The following is a 24,071-nucleotide window of genomic DNA, read 5'->3' as shown; positions in this document are numbered from 1 at the left end:
AACCGAGGACAATATAACTAGTAAACCAATTAATGCTTTTTTCTTCTTAACCATCCTTCATTCCTCCTTTTTGAACTACCTTAAAAGTACAAAAAAGCAGGACAAAAGTATTTACAAAAAAACAGCACTTATTTGTAATTTTTTGAACTTTCACATAAATGATTATAAAATGGGTGATGTGCACTTTTTTAACGAAATAAAGAACCCAGTTATCAAAATAACTGGGCTCGCTGCACATTTTTTTATGATTGGTTCTCTGCATATTTCTTAAAATTATCCAAAATTGCTTGCCATCCTTGTTGTTGCATTTCAACCGGGTTCATGGTTTCCGCATCAAATGTTTCAATAACCTCGGTTTCGTTTCCTTGACCATTAAAAGTGATTTGAACTTTTCTTCCATCGCCAAGAGTATAGGCAATAAGTTCTAGCGATTTCACTTCATCATACACCCCGCCAAAATCAAATCCAAAACTGCCATCCTTAGCTTCCATTCTAGAATGAAATTTCCCGCCAGCCCTTAAATCATTTTCAGCAATTGGTGTGTGCCAGTCGTCAGAAGCACTGTTCCACTTTGTAATATGTACTGGCTCTGTCCAATATGTCCATACTTTTTCTACTGGTGCCTGAACGGTTGTTTTTACCGTTACTTTTGAATTATTCGTTGTTTCCATTTGATTACCCGCCTCTCTTAAACTAATTTCTTTCATATCTGAGTTGTAGTGGCAATATAAGTTGTAATCCATATTAGCATATTTAGTATTAAAAAAACAGCCATTTGGTAGCGCTTCATTTTTTACGTATCGTTAAAGGTTTGAAGCTTTAAAGGTATCTCCTCCCTCTATGGTGCCGTTTTGGAATCCTTTCTTAAACCAGTGTTTTCTCTGCGCGGAAGTTCCATGCGTAAAACTTTCAGGAACTACATAGCCCTGTGATTTTTTCTGGATGTTATCATCACCGACCGCTTTGGCTGCATTCAATGCCTCCTCAAGGTCACCTTTTTCTAGGTATCCCTTACCTTGTGCATAATGAGCCCAAACGCCCGCTAAGTAGTCAGCCTGCAACTCAAATCTGACGGAATAATCATTTGTACGCTTCGCTGCTGCTGAAGCTTGTCCTCCACTATTCAACAAAGTCTGTACATGATGGCCAACCTCATGGGCAATTACGTACGCCATGGCAAAATCACCAGGTGCCTGGAATCGTTGTTGCAGTTCCTCATAAAAACTTAAGTCTATGTATAGCTTGTGGTCACCTGGACAATAAAACGGTCCTACAGCCGAACTGGCCGATCCACATGCAGATTGGACGCTGTCTTTATACAAAACGAGCGTCGGATTTTCGTATGTCAACCCTTTCTTTTTGAATACCTCTGACCATACATCCTCAGTATCAGCAAGGACTACTGAGACAAAGTCAGATTGTTCCTTCTCTTGGGCTGATTCTTTGTATGGAGTGTTAATATTCGATTCAGTATTCGGTGACGTGTTGTTAATTAAATCTCCGGGATTCCCTCCAAGAAATGTAATGAGGAGGACGATAATCAGACCTCCTATACCTCCTCCAATCATTGTTTTGCCACCAATGCCCATGCCTCTCCGGTCTTCAACGTTCGAACTTTGCCGTCTTCCTTTCCAAATCATTTTAAAACCTCCCTAAAAGTAAAAACCAATAGAAATAACCTTTGTAAAATTCATTTAAAATATCCCGGTTCATTTAATTTACAATACAAAAAGGGTGCACTAAAAACGGCACACCTCTAAAGAATATAACTGATTCATTTTGGTCTTCCACAGATTCTTCAATCAACACTTAATTTCTTCTTTTCTTTATTTAGTAAAATACCCATGGGAATATACGTGATAATACAAACAATCAGGGCAAGGGCCTCGAGAATAATATAATAGGTAATTCCGCTCCCAAACAAAGATAAGATCGTTGTTGATTCGGATGGTCCCGCCAAGAAGAAAAAGTTCGTGCCCAGTAGTTGATTCAAGAAAAAAATCGGCACTGCGATAATGTTTATCGTTAAAAAACTGGACAAAATGGCCTTCCTGGGAACCCTGTAACCTTCAAATAGGATAAAATACAATACCGCTAACGGAATGGCTGAATGTCGAAGGAAGTATCTAATAAATCGAAAATGAGGAAATTGATGGACGATATCCGGTGAAATCATACTTAAAACGGGAGGAAGTGAACCGATAAAGAAAAATAGATTAAACATTTTTTGGCTTTTTTTCAAACATAAGAACAGCGCTAATAAGGTACTTAGTGAACAAACTTGAAATGGAAGGTCACTGACTTCCCATTCCTTTACTATTATTAAATACAACTGTATCGATATCTCACAAACAAGCAAAATAGTAAATAATGACCATTTTATTATGGCTTGGTGTTGCTTAAGTTTCTTTCTGTAATTCACGAAAAGGAAACAAGTAGTAAAGAAAATTAATAACGTAACAACATGGGGCGTTGAAAACAACGTGAAATCCCGCATTTCTGTAACAGAAAACATGATTTCATCACCTCTATCTGCATAAAAGAGCTGTTCCCTCCATTGTATTCAACTACAAAAAATCTAGTTACGACTTTATTTTTTGACAATCAATTAACCTTTTAAAAATTAGCAAATTTCCACTTATACCCTGATAGATGTCATAAGGAAGACACAGACAAAGGGGGTTCACATCCATTATGATTAATAAAAAATAAGGATGTGAACTTCATGGAAAAACTACTTGTCATTTATAATGGGAAAGAATACGTTATTCTCCAACAATACGCATCCGGTTTCTGTGAAATATCAGAAGAAGGAGCACCCCACCAGGAAATTATACTTGTTCACTTCTCAGAATTGAGTCTAAAAAAATAACTAATCAATTAATTTTCAGACTGATAACCAACTCTATAGTCATCTCACTAAAAACTAAACCTTTTTATTAACTTTTTGGCTAACAATCCTACTTATTTTCCATACTGTAGACGAGGTGGAAAAAATGACGATCGTTCGACTAGGCTATGTTGCCATGAGTATGGAGGTTAAAAATGCATCCCCATCAAAAACGATGACTTATGCTCAATTCCAGAAAATAGAGGATCGGGATGCTGCACTGCGTAAATTGGAACGGATTGCTTTCACGAATTTAGAAAATACATTAAGGCTGCTCAAGCATAATGCAGCTTCTGAAATCCATTTTTACCGTTTTTCTTCTCGTCTTATTCCTTTGGCCAATCATGAAGCACTCCTCGATTGGGATTATCTGAAACCTTTAAAAGGAATTCTTCAAAGTATCGGTGATTTTGTAAATGACCATGAAATGAGAATCGATTTTCATCCTGATCACTTTGTTCTAATCAATTCTCCAAATGAAGACATTTTGAAAAACTCCATTAAAACATTAAAGCTCCATTATTTATTATTAAAGAAAATGGGAATAGCTCCTACCCACCGATGTGTCATGCACGTTGGTGGCAACTACAAGGAAACGGAAAATTCGCTTGAACGGTTTTTAGAAAATTGGATGCACGTGCCGTCCGTTATTCAAAAAATGATTATGCTTGAAAATGATGATACTTCTTTTACACTGGAAGATACTCTCTATTTATGTGAAAAACTCGGCATTCCACTTGTATTTGATTATCATCATCACCTAGCTCACAATCATCATGAAAATTGGGCGGATCATTGGGACCGAGTCGTGCAAACATGGAAGTATTCCCCGCTCCCAATCAAAATGCATATATCTAGTCCAAAAAGCGAAAAAGTATTTCGGCATCATTCAGATTTTGTAGACATCACGATGTTTTTCAACTTTTTAAAAGAAATAAAGGGAAGTATCCCACACATTGATTGCATGATAGAAGCGAAAATGAAGGACCAAGCCCTTTTCAACTTAATGGAAGAGGTCAAAAAAAGAGACGATATAGAGATCATAGATGGTTCTACTTTCCTACTTAAATAACAAAGCACCCGAACGATTGGGTGCTTTGTTTTATTAACTTATTCAAATAAAGGACTAACTGCTTTTTCATTATGAATTCGGTCAATCGCCTCTACAAGCAATGGTGCAACTGAAAGAGGGGTAATTTTACTAATCAATTTTTCTTCTGGCAACGCGATGGTATTCGTCACCACTAATTCTTTAAGAGCAGATGACTCAATTCTACTAATCGCCTGCCCAGAAAGAACAGGGTGGGTGCAGCATGCATATACCGCTTTAGCTCCGTTCTCTATTAAAGCATTGGCTCCGGTAGTAATGGTTCTGGCTGTATCAATTAAATCATCAACAATAATGGCATTTTTACCTTCAATATTACCTATAATGTGCATGATTTCGGATACATCGTGCTCTGGACGTCGTCGATCAATTAAGGCAATTGGCACATGTAACAGCCCGGCTAACTTTCTCGCCCTAACTACACCACCATTATGTGGTGCAACAATGACTAAATCATCTAATCCTTTTTTCTCAAAATAATCTGAAAGGATAGGAACACCAGTTAGATGATCCACTGGAATGTCAAAAAACCCTTGAGCTTGAGGAGAATGAAAGTCCATGGTAAGGACCCTCGTGGCTCCTGATTCTTCTAAAAGTCTGGCAATTAGTTTCGCAGTTATGGGCTCTCGAGGTCTTGCTGTTCTGTCTTGGCGAGCGTAACTGTAGTAAGGAATAACCACGTTAATCATTCCAGCTGAAGCTCTTTTCAAGGCATCAATCATGATCAGAAGCTCCATAAGATGTTCATTATTGGGCTCAGAAGTAGATTGAACTACAAAAACATCACTTCCTCGGACACTTTCCTCTATACTTATTTGAATTTCACCATCAGCAAATCTTTTAACTGAACATTTTCCCAATTCACAGCCCATAAGCTGTGCCATTTCGTTAGCTAGTTCTCGATTTGAGTTTAAGGTAAACATTTTAAAATTCTTTTTTAGTTGATAAGACACTATTTATCCCCCATGTTTTGTTTAGTAATAATATGTACTCCTGTCCATTTTCTTATTTTACATGAATGAGTGGGGCCGGGACAAATACTTCGGCAAAAAAAAACGAAAATTGTTTATTTCTAAAGGATTTTTCGTTATTATTGTAGAATTCTGAATAGTAATAACATTTAGTTGGGAGTGGGGAAAGTTGAAAATTAAAGTAGTGATGGATAGTGGTAAAGAATATGTAATTTACGAGAAAAATTTCTCACTAAATGACTTCACCCGTTCTTTTTATACAGATTCTCCAAATGGAGCAAGAATATTGAACAATACGCTTGTCTATTTAGATGGTGATGAAAAAATAGTCATTAATCCCACGCATATCTCTTCCGTTGAAGTAATTGAAAAGTGATATTTTGCATCCTTTTGGGATGCTTTTTTTATTGAAAAATGCTGCAGGCTATTATTAACTGCAGCATTTTTCATATTAAACACCCAATAGTTTTTGTATTATATTCCTCTATTTCGTTAAATTGGCTTGAATATGACATTAACATAGGATTAATGTCATATTCCTATTCTCCCTGTAATTTAATTCATCAAACTATAAATAAATGTAACCGTCCTGTTCTGTAAAATCGGGACTAGCCCATGTTAGAGTAATATCATACGAAATTACAGGAGGTAGCACACATGAAAAAAACTAAAATGAAATCACTAGTTGTAGCTTGTGTAGCTACATTTACATTTTTAGTCGCACAAAATAGTCCGGTTGAAGCGATTACCGAAAATCGAGTAATAAAAGAAGAAAGTCTTTGGAAACCTATAAAAACCATTGATGATTCAAAACAAAACAATGAACCTAAAATGGGGATTTCTAATAAAACGCAAAAATCAGGATTACAACCAAATGTAATTGAAGCAGAAGCACCAAAGAAAGAAGTTGAGAAACCGGCTGTAACCATTTCAAATGATGAGAAGGATTTAATGGCTCGATTAGTTGAAGCAGAGGCAAAAGGGGAACCTTATGAAGGAAAACTTGCCGTTGCAACAGTGGTATTAAACCGAGTGGATTCACCTCAATTTCCAAACACGATTACTGGTGTTATTAAACAAAAGGTAAGCGACTGTTATGCCTTCACCCCTGTCCAGAATGGTGAAATTAATAAGCCTGCTTCAGATGAATCCAAGCGAGCAGTTGAAGAAGCACTTACGCGGACAGACCGTTTAAGTAATTCACTATATTTTTATAATCCAGAGATTGCGACGGATCATTGGATAGAATCTCGAACAGTTGTGAAAACTATTGGGCATCATGTATTTGCAAAATAATGAAAAAGCGTGTAAACAAAGTCCATATATGGCTTGTTTACACGCTTTTTATGTTTTTTGAACTGTTAAATATGGCTGTTGATTTTCGCTCCAATCACTTCGCATTCAACTGGCGGTACAGAGAGCCTATTAAATGAACGACTAAGACTGTTTAAGGTGTGTAGTCTAGCCGTAAGGAGGTAGAGGTCATTGTAATTATTTTTAACGAATTCATCGATAATGGTGAGCCCTTCTTGAAATTGATCGACCAAGAAATGAGTGTACTTTTTATTCCAATCAAACTGATTAATTCTTACTAGTTCATCAGCTACGATTTGAAACTTAAAATCCTCCATAATGAGTTTAATCTGATACAATTTATCTGGATTAAAACGAAAACTGTTTTGATTTTGATGGCTTTTATAGATAAATTTTATTAAATCCTTTATATTTTCAGCCAACAAATTCGCTTTTTGCATCTCGAAGTCCATTTCTCCAACTCCTCATTATTAAAACTAATCATTACAATGAAGAGTGTATGCAGATTAAACACCGTGGTTCCCAATAAATTTTTTAACCGCCCTTATTATGGAATGACCGGTAATAGTATATGAGAAGGATACCTTTCACTATGAAAGATTCGTTGTGTTGCCGTTATTAAGTCTTTGCTATTTTTGCCTGATTCACCCGTATTAGTATTCCGGTCAAAACGAGGGAAATTGCTGCTCGAAATTTCTACCCTTAACCTGTGTCCTTTTTTAAATACATTGCTGGTTGCCAATAAGTCGATTTCATAGCGGTAAACTTCATTTGGTGTAATGAGTGAAGGCGATTGATTTTCATCCCGGTATTTTGAGCGAATAATACCATCCACAATGTTAAAGGCTTTCCCATTAGGATGAACATCCACGAGCTTTGCTGTAAAGTCTGTATCAACTGCAGAGCTTGATGCGTACAAGATTACCTTCACTGGTCCAGTTACTTCTATGTCTTCCTCTAAAACATCGGTCGTATAATTTAACACATCTTCCCGAGCTTCTAAGTATTGCTGGTCAATCGGTCCACGAGGGTAATTCATAGGCATTAAATGGTTGCCGCCAAGCGTCGGAACAGGATTTAATGGATCATAAACAAAACTATCTAAAAATTCTTCTTGTGGCAGTTCTTTAGTTAAGGTGCCATCTCCATCTTTTGTATTGGCCTTCCCTTTACTATTGAAATAATATGGCGTATAAACCGTTCGTTTCAAAGGCCATTCTTGCTCATTCCGCCATTTATTTTCACCCATCACAAAAATTTTCACAGGGGCCTCTTCCTCAATTCCGTTTTCGATTCCTTTTAACCAATGATCGAACCATTTTAACTGCAGGCTAGTTAAATCTATTTTATAATCCAGCATCAGGCTGGAAGCACTTAAGCCAAAATTCAAATCTCCAACTGTTGGTGAAAAACCTGCATGGGCCCATGGTCCAATCATCAATTTTATATTCTTTTTCTGTTTTAATTTTTCAAAGTGTTCGAGGTCTTGACCTAATAATAGATCATACCAGCCTGCAATACCGAATACAGGAACATTCAACATTTCTGATTTTTCTTGGATACTAATATCCATGTGGTATTCATCTTTTGTTTCATGTTCCAAAATATCGTGAAAAAAGGAGGCAAAACCGTCTCCAAGTTTGAGCCACTCGCTGTCTTGAATAGGCAATTGATTAAATCCAGCCTCATCAATATGGTCGATGGAATGAACAAGTGTCATAAATTCTTTGATAAAATCCTCTTTCCCTTGCTTTGCCTTGATGACGGCATTAGGGCCAATCGTGGCTAAAGTCCAGGAAATTATCAGTCCAAGTTCCAGCGCGCCTCCTCGATACATAAACACATCGGTTCCCCAGGTGATTGGAAAGATCGCTTTCAGATGCGGCGGCTGCATGACGGCTGCCTGAAATTGTGTCATTCCTTTATATGACAAACCGTACATACCTACATTTCCATCTGAGTATGGCAAGGTGGCCGCCCATTCCACTGAATCATACCCATCGTTATATTCATTTTTATAAATATAAAAGGGCTCCCCCTCTGAATCAAATCGTCCACGGACATCCTGAATAATCACGACATAGCCTTGATGGGCTGCCGCAATAGGATCCAGGACCATTGTAGTTAGAGGGAGAAATGTTCTATTGTAGGGCGTTCGTTGTAGGAGGACGGGATATTTTCCATCTCCTTCAGGGCGGAACACATCTGCATACAAGATGGTGCCATCTCTCATTACAGCAGGGACATTTTTTTCATGAATAATTTTACTCATAAAATCCTCCTTATTTTTTTATTAAAGTTGGGGTTGGTTCAATAAAGGTTTGAAATGATTTCTCGTAAGCTCTGCAAGCTTGTAACACAATTTTATCGGCAAATCGATTTCCAGCTATTTGCAATCCGACTGGAAGGCCCGAATTTGTCAATCCCACTGGCAATGAGGCCGCAGGATGCCCTGTGAGGTTATAGATTTGGGTCATCATCCAACCTGTAGATGGATTTACACTTTTCCCATTAATCATGGATGGTCCTTGGAGGTGATGTTCAAAGGCGGTTACAGCATTTGTTGGGGAAAGTAATAGATCGTAATTGTTCAAGATGGCTTGGATTTTTTTCCAAACAATGGTACGTTTTAGTTCAAGAGTTTTATAGTCTATGGCGCTAAATTTTCTGCCTATTTCAATCATCTTTGCCATTCCTTCAGAAAAGCTTGCAGGGTTACCATCATAAAGATCGCCATAACCAACAGCAAATTTGACACACCACATTCCTGAAAACGTACGGACGAGGTCTTTTAAACTTATGCCGAAATCGATTTCCACCTCTTCCACATCAGCGCCAAGCTCTGTACAATTCTGAACCGCCTTATCAATGACTTTGGCCACATCTTCAGAAACTTCATAAAGTCCAAAATTCCGGGTATAAGCAATTTTTAAACCTTTCATGTCTACATTAAGATCTGTGAAATCTCCTTTTAAAACTGGAAACGAGCTAGGATGGATAGGATCAAATCCTTGCATGACAGAGAATAACAATGCCGCATCTTCAACTGTTCTTGCCATTGGTCCGTTATGTAGGTACGGATGTTCAGACCCATAGTAATTATTGCGATCCCCATCATTAGGGACGACACCATATGTTGGCTTTAAGCCAAAAATCCCCGTAAAGGCAGCCGGTATCCGAATGGACCCGCCCCCGTCGCTTCCTTCCGCAAAAGGAGCCAATTTAACGGCAACCGCTGCAGCGGAACCACCGCTTGAACCACCAGGAGTTAACTGGTCATTCCAAGGATTTTTCGTCACTCCGAACAGAGGATTGTCTGTTGTGCCTTTATGGCCAAATTCAGGCGTATTCGTTTTCCCTAGGACAATTGCCCCGGCGGCTTTCACTCTTTGTAAAAAAATAGGGTCATAGTCTGGAACGTAGTCTTTAAAAAGCGGAGAGCCATATGTGGTTAACATCCCTTTTGTCGGGGTTAAGTCTTTAATCGCAATTGGGATACCGTGCAGTTTACCCAGCTCCTCTCCCTTCATGATGGATTCTTCCGCTTTTTTTGCCTCTTCAATTGCTTGCTCATTGACTGTTACAAAAGCATTCCATTTTGAGTTATGTTTATCGATTCGTTCCAAAAAAGCGCTTACAACCTCCACTGGTGATAGATTCTTTTGTTTGATTAATGTTCCTAATTCGGTTGCTGTGAAATCAGTTACTGACAAGATTTTCACCCTCTTATTAAAAATGGATTTTTATAAAAAACTATTAAATCAAACCACATTCTAAATTTTATTATACATTAAAGGAAATTTATGTGAATTAAATTAGGCTTATATTCTGAATATTTCAATAAAGCAACTTGTTAATAAGGCTCTGTTAAACGATATTGTTGATTTCTGTACTCTGTTGATTGGAGCGGAAGGCGCTCGACTCCTGCGGGAGTACGGGGCAGGGGAGACCCCACAGGCGCTAATGCGCCGAGGAGGCTCCCCGGCACGCCCGCGGAAAGCGAGCACCTGGAGTGGAAATCAACAGACAAATTTAAGAGAGCCTTTAATAAAATAAAGAAACCGGCATATATTAGCCGGTTTTTGTAGATAAATATTACTTTTCCCCTAAATAATCAATTGCAAGTGCCATAAAATAACGAATAGATTCGATGAATTTATCGATTTCTACATACTCATTTGGCTGATGAGCGAGTGTTGGTTTCCCTGGACCAAAGATAATGGCAGGGATCTGCAAATGCGGGCAATAAACCGATGCGTCGGTATAATAGTTGACACCTAAAGGCTTTAAATCCAGGTCTAGTTGATTTTTCCCTGTAGCAATCGCCAGTTGAACAAAATCATCTGATTCGCTGGTGCCAACCGATTCCATACTATTAATAACCGTTAGTTCATACGTTGCTTCTGATTTGGCTGCAACTATTTTAATCATATTCTCAATATCCATTATAATATGGTCATTATTTTGTCCAGGAACGGTTCGGATATCAAGCGTCATCTTGCATTGATCGGGAACCACATTCGTTTTGACTCCGCCTTCAATCGTTCCGATATTCATCGTCGGATGGCCAAGTACTGGATGTGGTGTGTATTCAAATTGATAGGTGTTCAGAGTATTGATAAATTCATTCATCGTTAAAATCGCATTGATACCGTAGTCTGGCATGGCACCGTGTGCGGTTTTTCCGTAGGTAGCAATCTCTAGCCATAAACAGCCTTTATGTGCATGAAAAATTTGGTTTTCACTAGGTTCGGATACAACTAATGCAGTAGCCTTGTCAATTTGCCCCTTTTCGACTACTTTTTTTGCACCGAAGCCATCCACTTCTTCTCCCGCTGTTCCTACAAATTGAAGCCTGCCTTTAAGTTTCACTCCTGCCTGCTCTAAATACTTTAAAGCAAGGACCATGGCGGCCACTCCGCCCTTCATGTCAGTTGTACCTCGGCCATATACTTTGTTGTCCACTACTTCGCCAGAAAACGGGTCATGCTCCCACTCGATCATACCAGGAGGCACTGTATCGAAATGACCACTGTAAACTAAATATTGTTCATCCGTGGTCCCATTTGGGTAGGTAACAAATAGATTCGCTCGGTTGTTTCCTAGATCATCTAATTCAACTTGAAGATTGGTAGCTTTTAAATAAGCTAGTATAGCCTCAGCGACCCGTTTTTCATTACCTTGTGGATTCACACTATCTACCTGAACTAGAGACTGTAATAAATGAATAGCTTCCTTTTCGTTAATAACATCAAAAATAGTTGTTTGCAAAATAGACATAACAATACTACCTCCCTTTAATCAAAGATACTGCCAGTCTAAACAGGCAGTATCCAAATTAATCCAACATTACTTTGAATGGTCGCCAAGCCATTTTTCAAGGATTCCATTTAACTTTCCGGTCATGGCTAAGGAAACATGTCCTGCATCGACACTTAAGTAAGTTTTATCTTTACTTGACACTAAATCCATTAATGGCTTGCTCTGGCCTTCAGGGATGAGGTTATCTTTTTTCGAGCTAACAACGAGCAGATTGGCCTTGATATTCGCTAAATCTACCTTTTGGCCATGAATCGTAAACTCACCTTTTACCAGTTTGTTTTCTTTAAAAAGATCGATCGTTAATTGCCGGAAAGCTCCGCCTGTTAAGGGAACATGTCCTTTCGTCCATGTGTTCATACGGCGCCACTTTTCTACAAAACGCTTGTCATTAGCGCGGGTTAAAAGTGTAACATAGGGACTATTGTAGATGGGAGAGGTTACGGACCTGAACATCGCCTCTACATAAGAAGGTGGAATAACCCCAAATACATCGATAATACGGTCTAGATTGAACTCACCTTCCTTTAGTCCTTCCTCCCATTGATCCGGCAGTGCAGCAACACTTAAATCAATTGGAACGGTGGCAACAATCAGATTCCGAATTGGTTCTTCGGCAATCGCTGCATACATGGCTGCGAAGGTTCCGCCAAGGCAATATCCAATAACGGAAACTTCCTCCGCTCTTGAGTGCCTTAGAGCACGTTGAACCGCTTTTTTAATATATTGAGCAATATAGTCTTCAATATTAATACCCTTATCTTCGTCACCAGCAATGCCCCAGTCTAATAAATAAACATCATAGCCATTGTTGACTAGGCCTTCAATGACACTGGACCCAGGGGCAAAATCAAGAATAGTAGGCCGGTTAAACAAGGAATATATCATAAAGACGGGAATATCATATTTTTTCTTTACAGGGGCATAATGCCACAAGGTTGCTTTATTTTTTTTCCAAATCGATTTTCTTGGGGTATGATTGGTGCTAGGCTCTTGACCATTAACAGAATTAACGAATTCCCGCCAGCGCTCTACTTCTTTTTCAATATCAAAAATAGTTGATGTCAACCTGACTCTCCTCCTAGCATTTACTTAGTTAAAACTAATTCCCGTTCGTGTTTTTGAGTGTTTTCAGCAATCAGTAATTTAAGACTGACAATCTCTTCTTTTAAACCATTCATTACAGCTAAATCCCTTTTTATCTCTTGAAGTTCGCTATAGATTTCCCTAACCGTTTCTGATTCTTTTTTCTGTTCCGTTTTAAGCTGTTTCATTTGCTTAAGCATCTCACTAGTGATTTTTGCTATACTACTGTTTTCATTATTGGAAGCTTCGATGAAATCCTGTAAATTCCAGATCAGCTCTTCAAGGGCATCTAGCTTCTCTTCTGTTTGGATTGTTAGTTTTGCTGCATTGGTTATATCTCTTTTTGTCGGTAGATTTAACAAATTGGCTGCTTCCTGTTGATTTTTTTGAAGCATCTCTAGAAAACGTGCCTGGATATCTGAACTAATGGAAGCGATCTTTACTGCTTCACGATTGTTTGTCCAGGATTGAATCATCTCATTCGTTTGTTTTTCCCATTGAAGCATATAGGTTTGCCATGCTTTATATGGGTCAAATTGTTTTTGGTCTGCCATTGTCATTCCTCCTGCCCGCTTTTTAAGTTGAATTTTATTGAAGAGAGTTTAACTAACGGATTTCTCACTGCCGATTGTGTTGGCAGGAACTTTCGTTACTTTCTTTTCTTTGAGAATTACCGCACAAAGTGCCGCTACTGCTGAAACGATAGCAAAAAAGATGAATACTCTGCTGAAATCCTGTGATCCATTTGCTCCTACTGTAACTAAATAACCAGCGATTAGCGGAGAAATAAAGGACCCTAATTGACCAATTCCATTTGCTAATCCTGTCGCACTACCGACAATCTCCTTTGGATAACGCTTTGGTAAATAAGCATAGATAGAACCAAAGTTTAAGTTTACAAAGAATCCAACCAGCAATAAGAGCGTAAGTAAAAGACCGGTATTTCCTTTTTCTACTGAACCAAGCATCCATAGAACAGGAATACTTCCGATATACCCAATCAACGCAACCGGCTTCATCCGATGAACCACATTATCCATCAGCCAGCCGCCAAGCATCATGGCAAAGAACGCAACGATATAGGGTGCAGAGGCGAAAAAGCCCATTTCCTTAATATTAAGCCCATGCTGTGTAACCAAGAATGAAGTTAACCAAGTGGAAGTTCCCCAATAAACAGCCAACTGACAAAATAAACATAATGTAAAAACATAAAAATTAGCATCTTTTAGGAAAACTCCATAGGCTTTTCTTTTCTCTTCCTTCGACAGCTTTTTAGGAGCAACGTTTTCTTCCTCGATATCTTGATCTTTACTCAATTTACCTTTAGCGATCATTTCTTTTGGAGAATCAGATATAAATCGCCATAATAAAAAGATTCCAATTGCACCAGGGATAGCGAGTACATAGAATACCGGTCTCCAAGCACCTCCAAAAAAGGAAACTGAAATACTTGTAACAATGACAGGAACGATGGCAGGAGCTACTGCCCATGATGTGGCAAAAAAGGAAACGGCTCTTCCTCTTTCTTTAAATGGAAACCAGTTATTGATTGCACGAATGGCAGGAGCAAAATGATGTCCTTCCCCTAGACCTAAACCGATTCGGAGTGCGATAAACTGACCAAAGTTTTTAACCACCCCAGTTAAGGCCGTAACGAAAGTAAAGACGGTTATCGCAATATACATAACTCGTTTCGAACCAATTTTATCGGCAAGGAAACCTGCGCTGATTTGGGCTGCTGCATAGGCAAAGAAGAATACAGAAGCAAGTTGGCCTACCTCAACAGGTGTTAAATGTAGATCCTTCTGAATGAATGGTAAAAACGTTAAGACGGCCATCCGGTCAAAATAGTTAATAATATAGACTAACCAAAGTATGACAAGTACCCAATAACGATATCCCCAAGCTTTTTTCATAATCGCTGACATGTTCTTCTTCCTTTCGATTGAAAAAATTATTTTATTTGGTCTGAAGGTTCCTTAATACGTTCTTTAAGACCTTTCCACCCGGGTTTCGAGGCAGCTCTGAAACAAATTCGATTAGTTTAGGAACCTTATAATTTGCTAATCTCTCGGCCACAAAATCTTTTATTTCTTTTTCTTCAAGGATTTCCCCTTCCTTCGGGACAATCACGGCTTTGACTACTTCTCCAAAAAGTTCATCAGGAACACCTACAACAGCCGCTTCCAATACCTTCGGATGATTATAAAGGACATTCTCTACCTCGATGGAGAATATTTTTTCACCGCCGCGATTGATTAAATCTTTTTTGCGGTCAACAATATACACAAAACTTTCCTTGTCGATTTTGGCCATATCACCTGAGCGCCAATAGCCATTTAAAAAGGACGCTTGGTTGGCTGTTTCATTGTTCCAATATCCTTCTACGATCATCGGGCCCTTAATTAATAATTCACCCACTTCACCAGGTGAACACGGTTCATCCTCCTCGTTGACAACCATCATTTCCCCTACTGGAACAGGCAGTCCGACCGAACTCGTTTTTTCTTCGTTATAAAGTCTAGGCATGATGGTTGCTGGTGATGAAGTTTCCGTAGCTCCATAAGCATTTTGCAAATAAGCATTCGGAAAATACTTTTTCAGCTTATAGATGGTTTCCGAAGACATTGGAGCACCACCGTAAGCGATACAGTTTACATTTAAATAACTGTATAATGAAAAATTCGGATGGGACATCATCATAATGTAAATAGTTGGAACGTTAAATAAGAAGGATACCTTTTCCTCAGCAGTTAACTGAATGAATTCTTCTGTTTTATATCTCCTCATAATAACGGATGTCCCGCCCACTCTTACCATGTGAAAAAGCTGGCCGATTAAGCCTGTCACATGGAAAAGCGGAACAGCAATTAACGTTTTTGCTTTATGATTGGTGTGTAACACCATTTCATAATTCATCGAACTGTGGATGGCCCCCAAATGACTGCCCACTGCTCCTTTGGGAAGACCGGTTGTTCCCGAGGTATACATGATAAATAAAGGATCATCCTCTGACACATTAACGTCCTCGACAGTAGAGGTCTGTTCCAAAATTTCATAAGGCAGATAGTCTTTTCGTTTCGGGATTTGGTTGCCTACTAAAAAGAAATATTGAACACCAGGAATAGAATCCTCATCTCTCATGGCTTCAACCTTATGTATGAATTCATCATCAACAAACAAAATTTCGCTGCCCGATTGTTCAAGCATAAAGGTAAGTTCTTTTTCTTTTAATCTTGTATTTAGCGGCACCACAATGGCCCCTAATTTGGCACAAGCAAAGACTAGAAGACTAAATTCGATGCTGTTTCCTAATAAAAGAGCGATTCGGTCTCCTTTTTTCACACCCATGGATTTTTGCAAATGTCCCGCAATCTTTTCAACACGGTCCTTCATCTCTTTATAGGTTAGCCGTATTCCATCCATGACAAGAGCTTCTTGGTCTGGAAAGTTTTGCACTGACTCTTCGAGCATCGATATGAGATTTTTGGGACGATTTTGGAACACCTTTACTTCACGATTAAAGTGGATTTCTTTGACGATATTCATGGTTAAACCTCCTAAATCATTAGCATTATCGTGCTGTGTAGCCTCCATCAACATGCAGTACCTGGCCAGTTACATATTTTGAAGTATCAGAAGCCAAGAATACGACTGGTCCTACAAGGTCTGAAGTCTCGCCGATTCGTTTAATCATGGTAGAACTAATGATTTTTTCCGATCTTTCTGGATCAGATAGCCATTCCTTTGTCATTGGAGTAATGATATAACCTGGTCCAATGGAGTTAACCGTAATGTTATGGGGTGCTAATTCCTCCGCCCAAACTTTTGTTAATTGGTTAATGCCTCCCTTACTGGCTGCGTAAGAAGTTTGAAACTGCATACCGATTGTTCCGAGAATCGATGAAATGTTAATGATTTTTCCATAGTTTTGTTTAATCATCTGCTTCGCACAAGCTTGCCCAACTAGAAAAAGTCCTTTGAGATTGACATTAAAAACAGTATCCCAATCACTTTCTTCTACCTCGACAAGCGGTTTGCGAATATTCATTCCGGCATTGTTTACTAAAATATCAAGCGATCCAAACCGCTCTACAATTTGACGAATTAACTGTTCTACTTGGTCCTTTTTCGTCACATCACACGGAATATAAGTGGCTTCAATATTCTCTTCCTTTAGTTGTGAAACAGCCTTCTCTCCTTCCGCTTCTCCTCGGCTGGAAATGACAAGTGTTGCGCCGTAATGCCCTAACGCTTGTGCCATTCCAAAGCCAATTCCTTTACTTCCCCCAGTCACAAGGGCAACTTTCCCTTTGAGATCAAAAGTAGGTATGTTCATTTTCTTCTCCACCATCCCAGGATTATTTTTTAAAATGTACAAAGCTTTTGGTGAATCCATATATTCTACATGCAAATATCGTGCCAATTTTCTATAAAAATAGAAAATAAATAATTTTTCGATAATTTTTGACAAAAATAGATTAATTTTTCACACTAAACATTGTAATTACGTTGAATTTTCGAACAAAAAAAACCAACAATGGAATGCTGGCTCTTAATAATTTGATTCCTTTTTTCATCACATCGATAATCCTAGTTTTTGCATTTTTTTAACCAGCGCCGATTGACTAATCCCTAATGCCTGGGCAGCACGTCTTGTTGTCTTAGAGACTTCCATTTGCTCCTTAATGATTTTTCGTTCCACATTTGCGAGGGTTTCTTTTAACCTGCCACTGTCTGATTTTTTACTTTCCTTGCTTTTTAACAGATATGGAGGTAAGTCTTTTATCGATATTTCATCTTGATCGGTCGTCACAGCCAGTCTTTCAATCAAATTTTCAAGTTCCCTAATATTCCCAGGCCAGCGATACTCTTCAAAGAATTGTAGGATTTCCGAATGAAAACGTTTATTTAAATGGTTCTTTTTATTCGTTTTATTTAAAAAGTAGAAGGCAAGTGGAACAATATCAACTTTCCTTTCCCTTAAAGGAGGAACCTTGATGGGAACTATGTTCAGCCGATAATAAAGGTCCCTCCGAAAGTCTTTTTTGTCGACCATTTCTTCCAAATTCATATTAGTTGCTGAAATGACCCTGACGTCAATTTTGATGCTTTTTGTTCCGCCCACGCGCATGATTTCAAATTCCTGTAAAACCCTTAATAGCTTCACCTGGAGGTCGATGGGCATGTCTCCAATCTCGTCCAAAAAAATGGTACCCCCGTTTGCCAACTCAAACAAACCGGGCTTTCCTTGACTGTTTGCTCCTGTAAAGGCTCCTTTTTCATAGCCAAACAATTCAGATTCGAGCAAATGATTTGGTATCGCAGCACAATTCACTTTTATCAACGGTTTTGCTGCCCGGTCGCTTTCCTGGTGCATATAATTGACAATCACTTCTTTCCCGACACCAGACTCTCCTAAAATGAGGACACCTGAGTCCACCTTCGCCACCTTTCTGGCAAGATGGAAAACCTTCATGATTTCTTGACTTTGCGCAACAATTCCATCGAGATGCATCTGGATTAATTCTCTTTTTCTAAACTCTTCTATCTCATTCATATAAATCTCGGTCATTTTTTTTGATTGATAAAGTTCATTCTTTAAGTGATTTAAGTCTGAAATATCCCTTACATTAGTTACAACACAAACAATTTCTCCATTTAAATCAAAAACAGGATTTCCTGTAACTAATAATTCCTTTCCTCTAACCGCTTGAATAATCGTTTGAGGTGTTTTCTTTTCTAAAACTTTTACAGTTACAGATTCAGAAACAATCCCTTCTTTTACTACAGTTGTCATGTTCTTACCGAGTAATTCCTCGCTCTTTACGCCCGTAATTCTTGAATAGGCAACATTAACCATAATTCCAACACCATGTTTGTCGGCCACATAAATTCCATCATAACTGGATTGAAAAATAGAAACTAAAATGTTTTCAATATCGGACTTGTCCACACGTCCCAGCATCAAGCTTTCAAATAAGTCAGCATTTGTGTACTCCATTATCCTCTTAAGCTCCCCCTGATGGTTTTTTTGAATTAATATCTCAAAAAATCGGTTGATGATATTTCGAATCAAATTTTTAAGCTGATTCGATTTATAATCACCTATTTATATAATTCTCGTAAAATTCTAAACTTCCTTTTCTTCCCTTAACTTTTTGAAAAAATTAGGGAAAAATGACTATATCCAGGGTGAAGAATGAGACGTTGCTGTTTAATCGTAGGATTGCTATTTCAAAAAACAGAAGAGAAGCAACTTAAAAAGCAGGAATAAACAAGATAGGAAAAGAATAGGAATAGTTGGATGATGAACAGGGGTGAAAAGAATGGTGAAAGAGAAACAAATCAATGAAATAAAAGCGCTTCAGGAGGTTTGTGAAAAAGAGGGAAGATTTCAGCTGAAGCTGAATTTCGATATGCTGGAAAACCGAACAGAGGATTTTCAGGAAGACTTCTTCTATTATGAAGACAGCAAACTTGTCGGTTTCCTCGGAAGTTATGGTTTTGGAAATAAAGTTGAGCTATGTGGAATGGTGCACCCAGACTTCCGAAGAAAAGGAATATTCACTGGGTTACTAGAACTGGGTTTAGCGGAGGCAAAAAAACGAGAAATCAAGACTATTTTGTTAAATGCTCCAACTGGATCCCACACTGCAAAAGAGTTTTTAAAAACGATACCGTGTACATATTCGGTATCAGAATACCAAATGAAATGGCAGCAAACCGAATTGACCGAGGATCCGAAAGTAACCTTAAGGCCATCTGTTTCAATTGAAGATTGGAATGCAGAAATACAGCTGGAAGTTTCATGCTTTGGATTTAGTGAAAAGGAAGCGGAAGAGTTTAATCAAAGAATCAGGGAAAACCACATTGACCAAAATCTGATTATTGAAGCAGAGGGAAAAACCGCCGGAAAAATGCGCGTTTCCGAAGCGGATGGCGAAGCCTGGATTTATGGATTTGCTGTATTTCCTGAACTCCAGGGAAAAGGAATTGGGAGAAAAGCATTAACAAAAGTGGTGAAAACAGAACAACAAAAAGGACTTTCCGTTTTTCTGGAAGTTGAAGCCAGAAATGCCCATGCATTGAGGCTCTATGAATCATGCGGGTTTAGAAGTTACCATTCACAAGATTATTATCAATATATAGATTAGTTTCGTGAAGTGCTGGTCCGTAGCAACTACTATGGACCAGTACTTTTTAATAGACTTTATAGGCTCTTTTGGCGATGAGATCTTATAATTTCATAATACTGTGTATCTCCTAATCCATAATCTTTAAATTTTTTGAGTAGTGCTACCATAAGTTCTTCCTCAGCAACATCTTGATGTTTTTGAATATATTTCAAAAGATCACTATCTTTTTTAAGGTAATTCAAATATTGTTCAATCCCCTTTTTTAAAGGTTCAGGATAGATATTTTCAGGCATCGTTTTATCAATCAACACTTGCTTGAAAATAGCGTAATATCCCTTCGCTTTTAGGGTAAAATGGCTAACAGGTTCAAACTGATCACCCACAATATTAAGGTCAATAGCATCTAAATGCTCTGCTTGGTCTAACCATGCCAGTATGGTTAGAATATTAATTTGACAAAACATATCGGCATCAAACCATAATGCTATATGTGTGAATTTTTCACTAAAGAGAGGCTGCAATGGTTTTAGTGTGATTTCATTATATTGTGCTGGCGTTACGTGATGGACCTTCGCTCGTATTTCGATGAATTCATCTGAAAATACATCATCACATGTGTTTCCATAACACATAGCCTCGTTAAATGGAACCATTAATTCTTGTTCAAGAAAATTTGTCTTTTTAAAAAAATTATACATAGCTTGCCCATTAAGAATATGTAATGTACTTTTTCCAATCATCTTTGACACCCCCAACTTTTTTTACTAGATTAATTATATCCTACAATCAGAATGAAGTTAAAAAGAGTATTAATTAGGTGCTGCTTGTTTTTAAATCCAAAGTAAAAAAGACCTAATTCCATATATGAAATCAGGTCTCCATAATTAAACCAATTTTAGAAAAAGAGATGCTTTTAATTTGATATTTCAAATAATTGGTCTAGTAAATCAGACCTTCTAGCCCAATAATTCCATTTTAACTAACTTAGGGCATTTTTGGAGGCGATCCGAGGACAGACTATATGCGACGACTTTTTTCTTATATTGTTTGACTACATCAACATGGTCGTTGTAACAGTGCACATATATTCTAACATCCTTTTTGCCACTTTTAGTATCAATGACTAAGGGATTTTCATTGTTCTCTGGATGTAAATATAATTCCTCCGTTCCAGGAAAAATATAATGCTGCTTTAAAAAGATAGCTTCGTTAAAATCATGAATAACTTGAAGTTTCTCTTTTCCTTCCAAGTGATTCCCGCCAAAAGATACGCTGACATTTTCATCACTTAGTTTTGAATGAATCTCAAATTTGCGGATAAGCCATTCCACAGGACCGGTAGGAAGACAGGTCACTAATATTTTTACTGCACTTATAAGGATAATCGAAAGCACAGTCCATGTCATATTCCATCATCTCCATTACTATTTATCATTAAAAATCTATTATGCCAGTTAACCGGCAAAGCCTTATAATTAAATAATAGCGAAGCCGAATCCACTTTTAACCCTCCAATTGATTAAATAAACGACCATCCACTCTGAAGTCAAGGGGACGGTTCCTCTGGCTAGTTAGATTATCCATTCAAAAGATCTATTATTGATTACCAAAAGACAGACAAATGTGACCTGGAGAACTGTTCCCGTGGTAAATGCCGTTTCATTATTATCCAAACCAAATAATATAAAGTAATAAATTTGAAAGGAGAGGATTTTATTTGGATATTCCACAAAGACCATTAAAAGTACTTAGCAGCGGACCTATTATAACAAATCCAAATACGAAAGCAATTTTACTAGAAATTTTGAATATTGACCTGAAGGATATGAAAAAAGTTATAATTGAAATAAAAAATTGGACAAACCTCCCCGCTGAGGAAATTGGCAAGTTTGTTTTTCAAAATGGGAAGCAAATTAACCCTGAAGATATTAAAAGAAATGAAAATGACGGGAATAACCCTTCAGCAATGAATAACGACCCTAGTTTGAACAATATTTTTCAAAATTCTTTACAACTCAAAGATATACTTATTACCTATCCGCCTATTAATGAGCCAATCATACTAACTGTACCTTCGCAGTATCGGTTATCTGTATTAGCCATACCTCCAATTCACACTATCCCCTTACAACCTACTATCTATGAGATTCGTCTCACTCTTTTTAACTCTATCAATTTCTTAGTCAGTAGTTTTGGGTTGAATGCTGATGGATTTCCGCAAGAAGGCAACACGATCCTATTTAATCAATTTTTTTCACTCCGCCCTAACCCGCCCATTCCTCCAAGCTTAAATTTACCTCAAAGACCATTTTAAGAAACTGTTTTATAAAAAAGACGAACAATACAGGATTATTACTATGATGAGATATAAAAGGGGATTGTCGCAACAGTCCCCTTCTTACGTATGAAAACTGCATAGATTCCTCTTTTTCTGCTGTTGGTTAGTCGTCTTGGGGAATGTTTCTATTGCTTGTATTCTTTCACCAAATTAATAATAACAGCAGCGTTTATTCATTCTTTTTTCAGATAATTTTAATAATCTTATGATAGACTATAGTTGGTAAGGCAGTTTAAATAACATCGATAATCTCTGAAAAAGAGGTGGAAAGAGTATGTTTCAAGAAGTATTATCTCATGTTCACCCCATCATGGTGCATTTTCCAATTGCATTAATTATTATTGCTATGTGTTTTGATTTATTTTGGATGGTTACAAAGCGAAAGGTTTCACCAAAGCAAGGCTTAAGGCTATGGGTTGTTGCGTTTATTAGTGCCTGGATTGCCGTAGGCACAGGACCGGAGCATGATGCAAGAGGAAATACGAATGTATTTGAATACCATGAACGACTGGCGGATATTTCCACAATATTAGCTTTTGTGGTAGTGGCTTTCCGCGCCTTCTTTATTTTTAATAAGAAAGATTTTCTCAAACTTTCACTTGTGGCCTACTGTTTACTTACCTTAGCCTGTTCTGCCAGCATCCTGGCAGTTGGATATTTTGGCGGGAAAATGGTCTATGATCAAGGTGTAGGAGTCAAAATGAATGGACAGTATGTTAATCCACCAAAAACTGGTTCCTTCGATCACAACAATTAATTGAATAAAGGGGGCCAACCACTGAGGCCGGCCCCTTTAGAGCATTGCTTTTATGATAAAAATGAAATTAGAAAGACGATTATAAGTGGAACAATTACAATTAGATATCCCATTGGATTGCCAAAATTAATCGTCCAGCCAATACCAAACCGCTTTTCTACAAAGATTGATGGATCATTTCTATTAAAATAGAATAGTCCACCCTTCCAATACGAATCCTCATCGAAATCCGTGATTGTCCCCTCATCCTGTTCGTTTGTCATTTTATCAGACCGTCCCACTTTCACAACAAATGCCATGTTTCCAACCAACATTACGATTAGGAATAGCAAGGGAATCCCTAACATCGCATTATTAGAGATTAAATTCGGATGAATCGTCGATAATTGAAAACATGTAAACAACAATGTTAATAAGAGAATGGTAAGGAACATAAACCAGCTTGAATACTTCCTTAAGGTTAACTGACGCTGGCGGGAAGCTTGCATATTAGTTGCACTTAATTTGATTCCTGATTTTTTTGTTGCGATATTGATTCCGAGGAACATAACCTGCATGACCAATAAAGTTAATGGCAATGAAATAGCCGAAAATGTCGTTTTATCTGTAAAACGATCGCCTTTTCCATTGATGCCCCAATGGGTCGGGATATGTTCTGGCAGGATTTCATATTGATGAGTGGTATAACTGATTAAACCGATTGTGATGCTAATCGGCAATATATATACATACCATGGCAGCATTTCATCCTGAGAACGCACAGATAAATCCGTCATTTGTACTTGCTTTAAGTTCTCCGTAAACTTCCGGATTTTCTTTAATTGAACCGTTTTTCCATGCAAATAAAAATATAAAGACATGCTAACCAAAATTATGCCAAATTGAATCAAGGTTCCAGTTAATACAATGATTTCTTCCGCAGGGTTACTTATGAATGCCCATATGATGTAGATAGCCAGGGCTGTGATGGACGTCAAGGAAACCGTAAAAGCATACCTTTTTTTGAAAGCTATGAGTTTTTCGTTCTTAATAAATGGTTCCGGAATCGTTACTCCGAACACAACGGTCCGTTTCACTAAAAACGGAATAGCTGTTTGGATGGCTGTTAAAAATACCGAGATGATGAGAAAAATTGCTATGGTCATAGAG

The 24,071-nt window shown here is 37.9% G+C and carries 24 protein-coding genes; 7 read left to right on the top strand and 17 right to left on the bottom strand.

Features of this window, described 5'->3' with window-relative positions:
• Positions 1 to 242: 242 nt before the first annotated feature.
• From ABES02_RS05020 to ABES02_RS05010, 3 genes are all read right to left on the bottom strand, one after another.
• On the bottom strand, positions 243 to 671 hold the full coding sequence (locus ABES02_RS05020; RefSeq protein WP_430131598.1) for an SRPBCC family protein: 429 nt from the start codon (positions 669 to 671) through the stop codon (positions 243 to 245).
• 132 nt (positions 672 to 803) lie between these two features.
• Complete coding sequence (gene ypfJ, locus ABES02_RS05015) at positions 804 to 1,640, bottom strand: KPN_02809 family neutral zinc metallopeptidase (RefSeq protein WP_430131595.1); 837 nt, start codon at positions 1,638 to 1,640, stop codon at positions 804 to 806.
• 158 nt (positions 1,641 to 1,798) lie between these two features.
• Positions 1,799 to 2,515 carry a TIGR02206 family membrane protein gene (locus ABES02_RS05010; protein WP_430131592.1) on the bottom strand — a complete coding sequence of 239 codons (717 nt, stop codon included), beginning with the start codon at positions 2,513 to 2,515 and terminating at the stop codon, positions 1,799 to 1,801.
• A gap of 210 nt (positions 2,516 to 2,725) precedes the next feature.
• Here ABES02_RS05010 and ABES02_RS05005 point away from each other — a divergent pair, with 210 nt between their 5' ends.
• Both ABES02_RS05005 and uvsE read left to right on the top strand, forming a co-directional pair.
• The gene (locus tag ABES02_RS05005) at positions 2,726 to 2,872 is read left to right on the top strand and encodes a hypothetical protein (RefSeq protein ID WP_430131589.1); all 147 of its coding nucleotides are present in this window, start codon (positions 2,726 to 2,728) and stop codon (positions 2,870 to 2,872) included.
• Between the two features lie 124 nt (positions 2,873 to 2,996).
• Positions 2,997 to 3,962: a UV DNA damage repair endonuclease UvsE gene (gene uvsE, locus ABES02_RS05000; protein WP_430131586.1), complete on the top strand. Its 966-nt coding sequence runs from the start codon at positions 2,997 to 2,999 to the stop codon at positions 3,960 to 3,962.
• 38 nt (positions 3,963 to 4,000) lie between these two features.
• Here uvsE and ABES02_RS04995 read toward each other — a convergent pair whose 3' ends face one another.
• Positions 4,001 to 4,951 carry a ribose-phosphate diphosphokinase gene (locus ABES02_RS04995; RefSeq protein ID WP_430131584.1) on the bottom strand — a complete coding sequence of 317 codons (951 nt, stop codon included), beginning with the start codon at positions 4,949 to 4,951 and terminating at the stop codon, positions 4,001 to 4,003.
• A 187-nt stretch (positions 4,952 to 5,138) separates the two neighbouring features.
• Here ABES02_RS04995 and ABES02_RS04990 point away from each other — a divergent pair, with 187 nt between their 5' ends.
• The gene (locus ABES02_RS04990) at positions 5,139 to 5,345 is read left to right on the top strand and encodes a hypothetical protein (RefSeq protein WP_430131582.1); all 207 of its coding nucleotides are present in this window, start codon (positions 5,139 to 5,141) and stop codon (positions 5,343 to 5,345) included.
• Positions 5,346 to 5,626: 281 nt separating this feature from the next.
• On the top strand, positions 5,627 to 6,265 hold the full coding sequence (locus ABES02_RS04985; protein WP_430131579.1) for a cell wall hydrolase: 639 nt from the start codon (positions 5,627 to 5,629) through the stop codon (positions 6,263 to 6,265).
• Between the two features lie 65 nt (positions 6,266 to 6,330).
• On the opposite strand, the gene ABES02_RS04980 is transcribed toward ABES02_RS04985, so the two are convergent.
• The 10 genes from ABES02_RS04980 to ABES02_RS04935 all read right to left on the bottom strand — a co-directional run bounded on the left by ABES02_RS04980 (position 6,331) and on the right by ABES02_RS04935 (position 18,692).
• A complete protein-coding gene (locus ABES02_RS04980; protein WP_430131576.1) occupies positions 6,331 to 6,735 on the bottom strand; it encodes a hypothetical protein in 405 nt (134 codons plus the stop codon).
• Positions 6,736 to 6,830: 95 nt separating this feature from the next.
• Positions 6,831 to 8,555: a CocE/NonD family hydrolase gene (locus tag ABES02_RS04975; protein ID WP_430131573.1), complete on the bottom strand. Its 1,725-nt coding sequence runs from the start codon at positions 8,553 to 8,555 to the stop codon at positions 6,831 to 6,833.
• 10 nt (positions 8,556 to 8,565) lie between these two features.
• Positions 8,566 to 9,996 (bottom strand): amidase, encoded by a 1,431-nt coding sequence (locus tag ABES02_RS04970; RefSeq protein WP_430131570.1) that lies wholly within the window; start codon positions 9,994 to 9,996, stop codon positions 8,566 to 8,568.
• Between the two features lie 382 nt (positions 9,997 to 10,378).
• On the bottom strand, positions 10,379 to 11,563 hold the full coding sequence (locus tag ABES02_RS04965) for a M20 family metallopeptidase (protein WP_430131568.1): 1,185 nt from the start codon (positions 11,561 to 11,563) through the stop codon (positions 10,379 to 10,381).
• Positions 11,564 to 11,632: 69 nt separating this feature from the next.
• On the bottom strand, positions 11,633 to 12,670 hold the full coding sequence (locus tag ABES02_RS04960; protein WP_430131565.1) for an alpha/beta fold hydrolase: 1,038 nt from the start codon (positions 12,668 to 12,670) through the stop codon (positions 11,633 to 11,635).
• 20 nt (positions 12,671 to 12,690) lie between these two features.
• A complete protein-coding gene (locus tag ABES02_RS04955; RefSeq protein WP_430131562.1) occupies positions 12,691 to 13,242 on the bottom strand; it encodes a polyhydroxyalkanoate biosynthesis repressor PhaR in 552 nt (183 codons plus the stop codon).
• Between the two features lie 48 nt (positions 13,243 to 13,290).
• Complete coding sequence (locus tag ABES02_RS04950) at positions 13,291 to 14,616, bottom strand: MFS transporter (protein WP_430131559.1); 1,326 nt, start codon at positions 14,614 to 14,616, stop codon at positions 13,291 to 13,293.
• Positions 14,617 to 14,647: 31 nt separating this feature from the next.
• Complete coding sequence (locus ABES02_RS04945; RefSeq protein WP_430131556.1) at positions 14,648 to 16,237, bottom strand: class I adenylate-forming enzyme family protein; 1,590 nt, start codon at positions 16,235 to 16,237, stop codon at positions 14,648 to 14,650.
• Positions 16,238 to 16,262: 25 nt separating this feature from the next.
• A complete protein-coding gene (locus tag ABES02_RS04940) occupies positions 16,263 to 17,027 on the bottom strand; it encodes an SDR family NAD(P)-dependent oxidoreductase (protein WP_430131553.1) in 765 nt (254 codons plus the stop codon).
• A gap of 240 nt (positions 17,028 to 17,267) precedes the next feature.
• Entirely contained in the window at positions 17,268 to 18,692 is a 1,425-nt protein-coding gene (locus tag ABES02_RS04935; protein WP_430131550.1) for a sigma-54 interaction domain-containing protein, read from the bottom strand.
• 325 nt (positions 18,693 to 19,017) lie between these two features.
• On the opposite strand from ABES02_RS04935, the gene ABES02_RS04930 reads away from it, so the two are divergent.
• Complete coding sequence (locus ABES02_RS04930; RefSeq protein WP_430131547.1) at positions 19,018 to 19,845, top strand: GNAT family N-acetyltransferase; 828 nt, start codon at positions 19,018 to 19,020, stop codon at positions 19,843 to 19,845.
• A 56-nt stretch (positions 19,846 to 19,901) separates the two neighbouring features.
• Here the strand turns inward: ABES02_RS04930 and ABES02_RS04925 are convergent, their stop codons facing one another.
• Together ABES02_RS04925 and ABES02_RS04920 are read right to left on the bottom strand one after the other, a co-directional pair.
• Positions 19,902 to 20,567, bottom strand: coding sequence for an AraC family transcriptional regulator (locus ABES02_RS04925; protein ID WP_430131545.1), 666 nt, complete (start codon positions 20,565 to 20,567; stop codon positions 19,902 to 19,904).
• 216 nt (positions 20,568 to 20,783) lie between these two features.
• Positions 20,784 to 21,233, bottom strand: coding sequence for a YfmQ family protein (locus tag ABES02_RS04920; protein ID WP_430131542.1), 450 nt, complete (start codon positions 21,231 to 21,233; stop codon positions 20,784 to 20,786).
• Between the two features lie 311 nt (positions 21,234 to 21,544).
• Here ABES02_RS04920 and ABES02_RS04915 point away from each other — a divergent pair, with 311 nt between their 5' ends.
• Positions 21,545 to 22,141: a hypothetical protein gene (locus ABES02_RS04915; RefSeq protein WP_430131539.1), complete on the top strand. Its 597-nt coding sequence runs from the start codon at positions 21,545 to 21,547 to the stop codon at positions 22,139 to 22,141.
• Positions 22,142 to 22,439: 298 nt separating this feature from the next.
• On the top strand, positions 22,440 to 22,922 hold the full coding sequence (locus ABES02_RS04910; protein ID WP_430131536.1) for a DUF2231 domain-containing protein: 483 nt from the start codon (positions 22,440 to 22,442) through the stop codon (positions 22,920 to 22,922).
• Between the two features lie 50 nt (positions 22,923 to 22,972).
• On the opposite strand, the gene ABES02_RS04905 is transcribed toward ABES02_RS04910, so the two are convergent.
• Entirely contained in the window at positions 22,973 to 24,067 is a 1,095-nt protein-coding gene (locus ABES02_RS04905; RefSeq protein ID WP_430131534.1) for a DUF1648 domain-containing protein, read from the bottom strand.
• Positions 24,068 to 24,071 lie beyond the last annotated feature (4 nt).

The organism is Neobacillus pocheonensis, from assembly GCF_050477905.1.
Classification (GTDB): Bacteria; Bacillota; Bacilli; order Bacillales; family Cytobacillaceae; genus Neobacillus; species Neobacillus pocheonensis_A.
The sequence above is the reverse complement of the archived record's forward strand: the minus strand, read 5'-3'. Positions and strand labels throughout refer to the sequence as shown.

Coding starts and splice junctions, on each gene's coding strand:
- ABES02_RS05010 (WP_430131592.1), bottom strand. CDS start 2,515: ATGTTTTCTGTTACAGAAATGCGGGATTTCACGTTGTTTTCAACGCCC.
- ABES02_RS04910 (WP_430131536.1), top strand. CDS start 22,440: ATGTTTCAAGAAGTATTATCTCATGTTCACCCCATCATGGTGCATTTT.
- ABES02_RS04935 (WP_430131550.1), bottom strand. CDS start 18,692: ATGGAGTACACAAATGCTGACTTATTTGAAAGCTTGATGCTGGGACGT.
- uvsE (WP_430131586.1), top strand. CDS start 2,997: ATGACGATCGTTCGACTAGGCTATGTTGCCATGAGTATGGAGGTTAAA.
- ABES02_RS04980 (WP_430131576.1), bottom strand. CDS start 6,735: ATGGACTTCGAGATGCAAAAAGCGAATTTGTTGGCTGAAAATATAAAG.
- ABES02_RS04955 (WP_430131562.1), bottom strand. CDS start 13,242: ATGGCAGACCAAAAACAATTTGACCCATATAAAGCATGGCAAACCTAT.
- ABES02_RS04985 (WP_430131579.1), top strand. CDS start 5,627: ATGAAAAAAACTAAAATGAAATCACTAGTTGTAGCTTGTGTAGCTACA.
- ABES02_RS04920 (WP_430131542.1), bottom strand. CDS start 21,233: ATGACATGGACTGTGCTTTCGATTATCCTTATAAGTGCAGTAAAAATA.
- ABES02_RS04950 (WP_430131559.1), bottom strand. CDS start 14,616: ATGTCAGCGATTATGAAAAAAGCTTGGGGATATCGTTATTGGGTACTT.
- ABES02_RS04940 (WP_430131553.1), bottom strand. CDS start 17,027: ATGAACATACCTACTTTTGATCTCAAAGGGAAAGTTGCCCTTGTGACT.
- ABES02_RS04965 (WP_430131568.1), bottom strand. CDS start 11,563: ATGTCTATTTTGCAAACAACTATTTTTGATGTTATTAACGAAAAGGAA.
- ABES02_RS04975 (WP_430131573.1), bottom strand. CDS start 8,555: ATGAGTAAAATTATTCATGAAAAAAATGTCCCTGCTGTAATGAGAGAT.
- ABES02_RS04905 (WP_430131534.1), bottom strand. CDS start 24,067: ATGACCATAGCAATTTTTCTCATCATCTCGGTATTTTTAACAGCCATC.
- ABES02_RS05020 (WP_430131598.1), bottom strand. CDS start 671: ATGGAAACAACGAATAATTCAAAAGTAACGGTAAAAACAACCGTTCAG.
- ABES02_RS05005 (WP_430131589.1), top strand. CDS start 2,726: ATGGAAAAACTACTTGTCATTTATAATGGGAAAGAATACGTTATTCTC.
- ABES02_RS04925 (WP_430131545.1), bottom strand. CDS start 20,567: ATGATTGGAAAAAGTACATTACATATTCTTAATGGGCAAGCTATGTAT.
- ABES02_RS04930 (WP_430131547.1), top strand. CDS start 19,018: ATGGTGAAAGAGAAACAAATCAATGAAATAAAAGCGCTTCAGGAGGTT.
- ypfJ (WP_430131595.1), bottom strand. CDS start 1,640: ATGATTTGGAAAGGAAGACGGCAAAGTTCGAACGTTGAAGACCGGAGA.
- ABES02_RS04945 (WP_430131556.1), bottom strand. CDS start 16,237: ATGAATATCGTCAAAGAAATCCACTTTAATCGTGAAGTAAAGGTGTTC.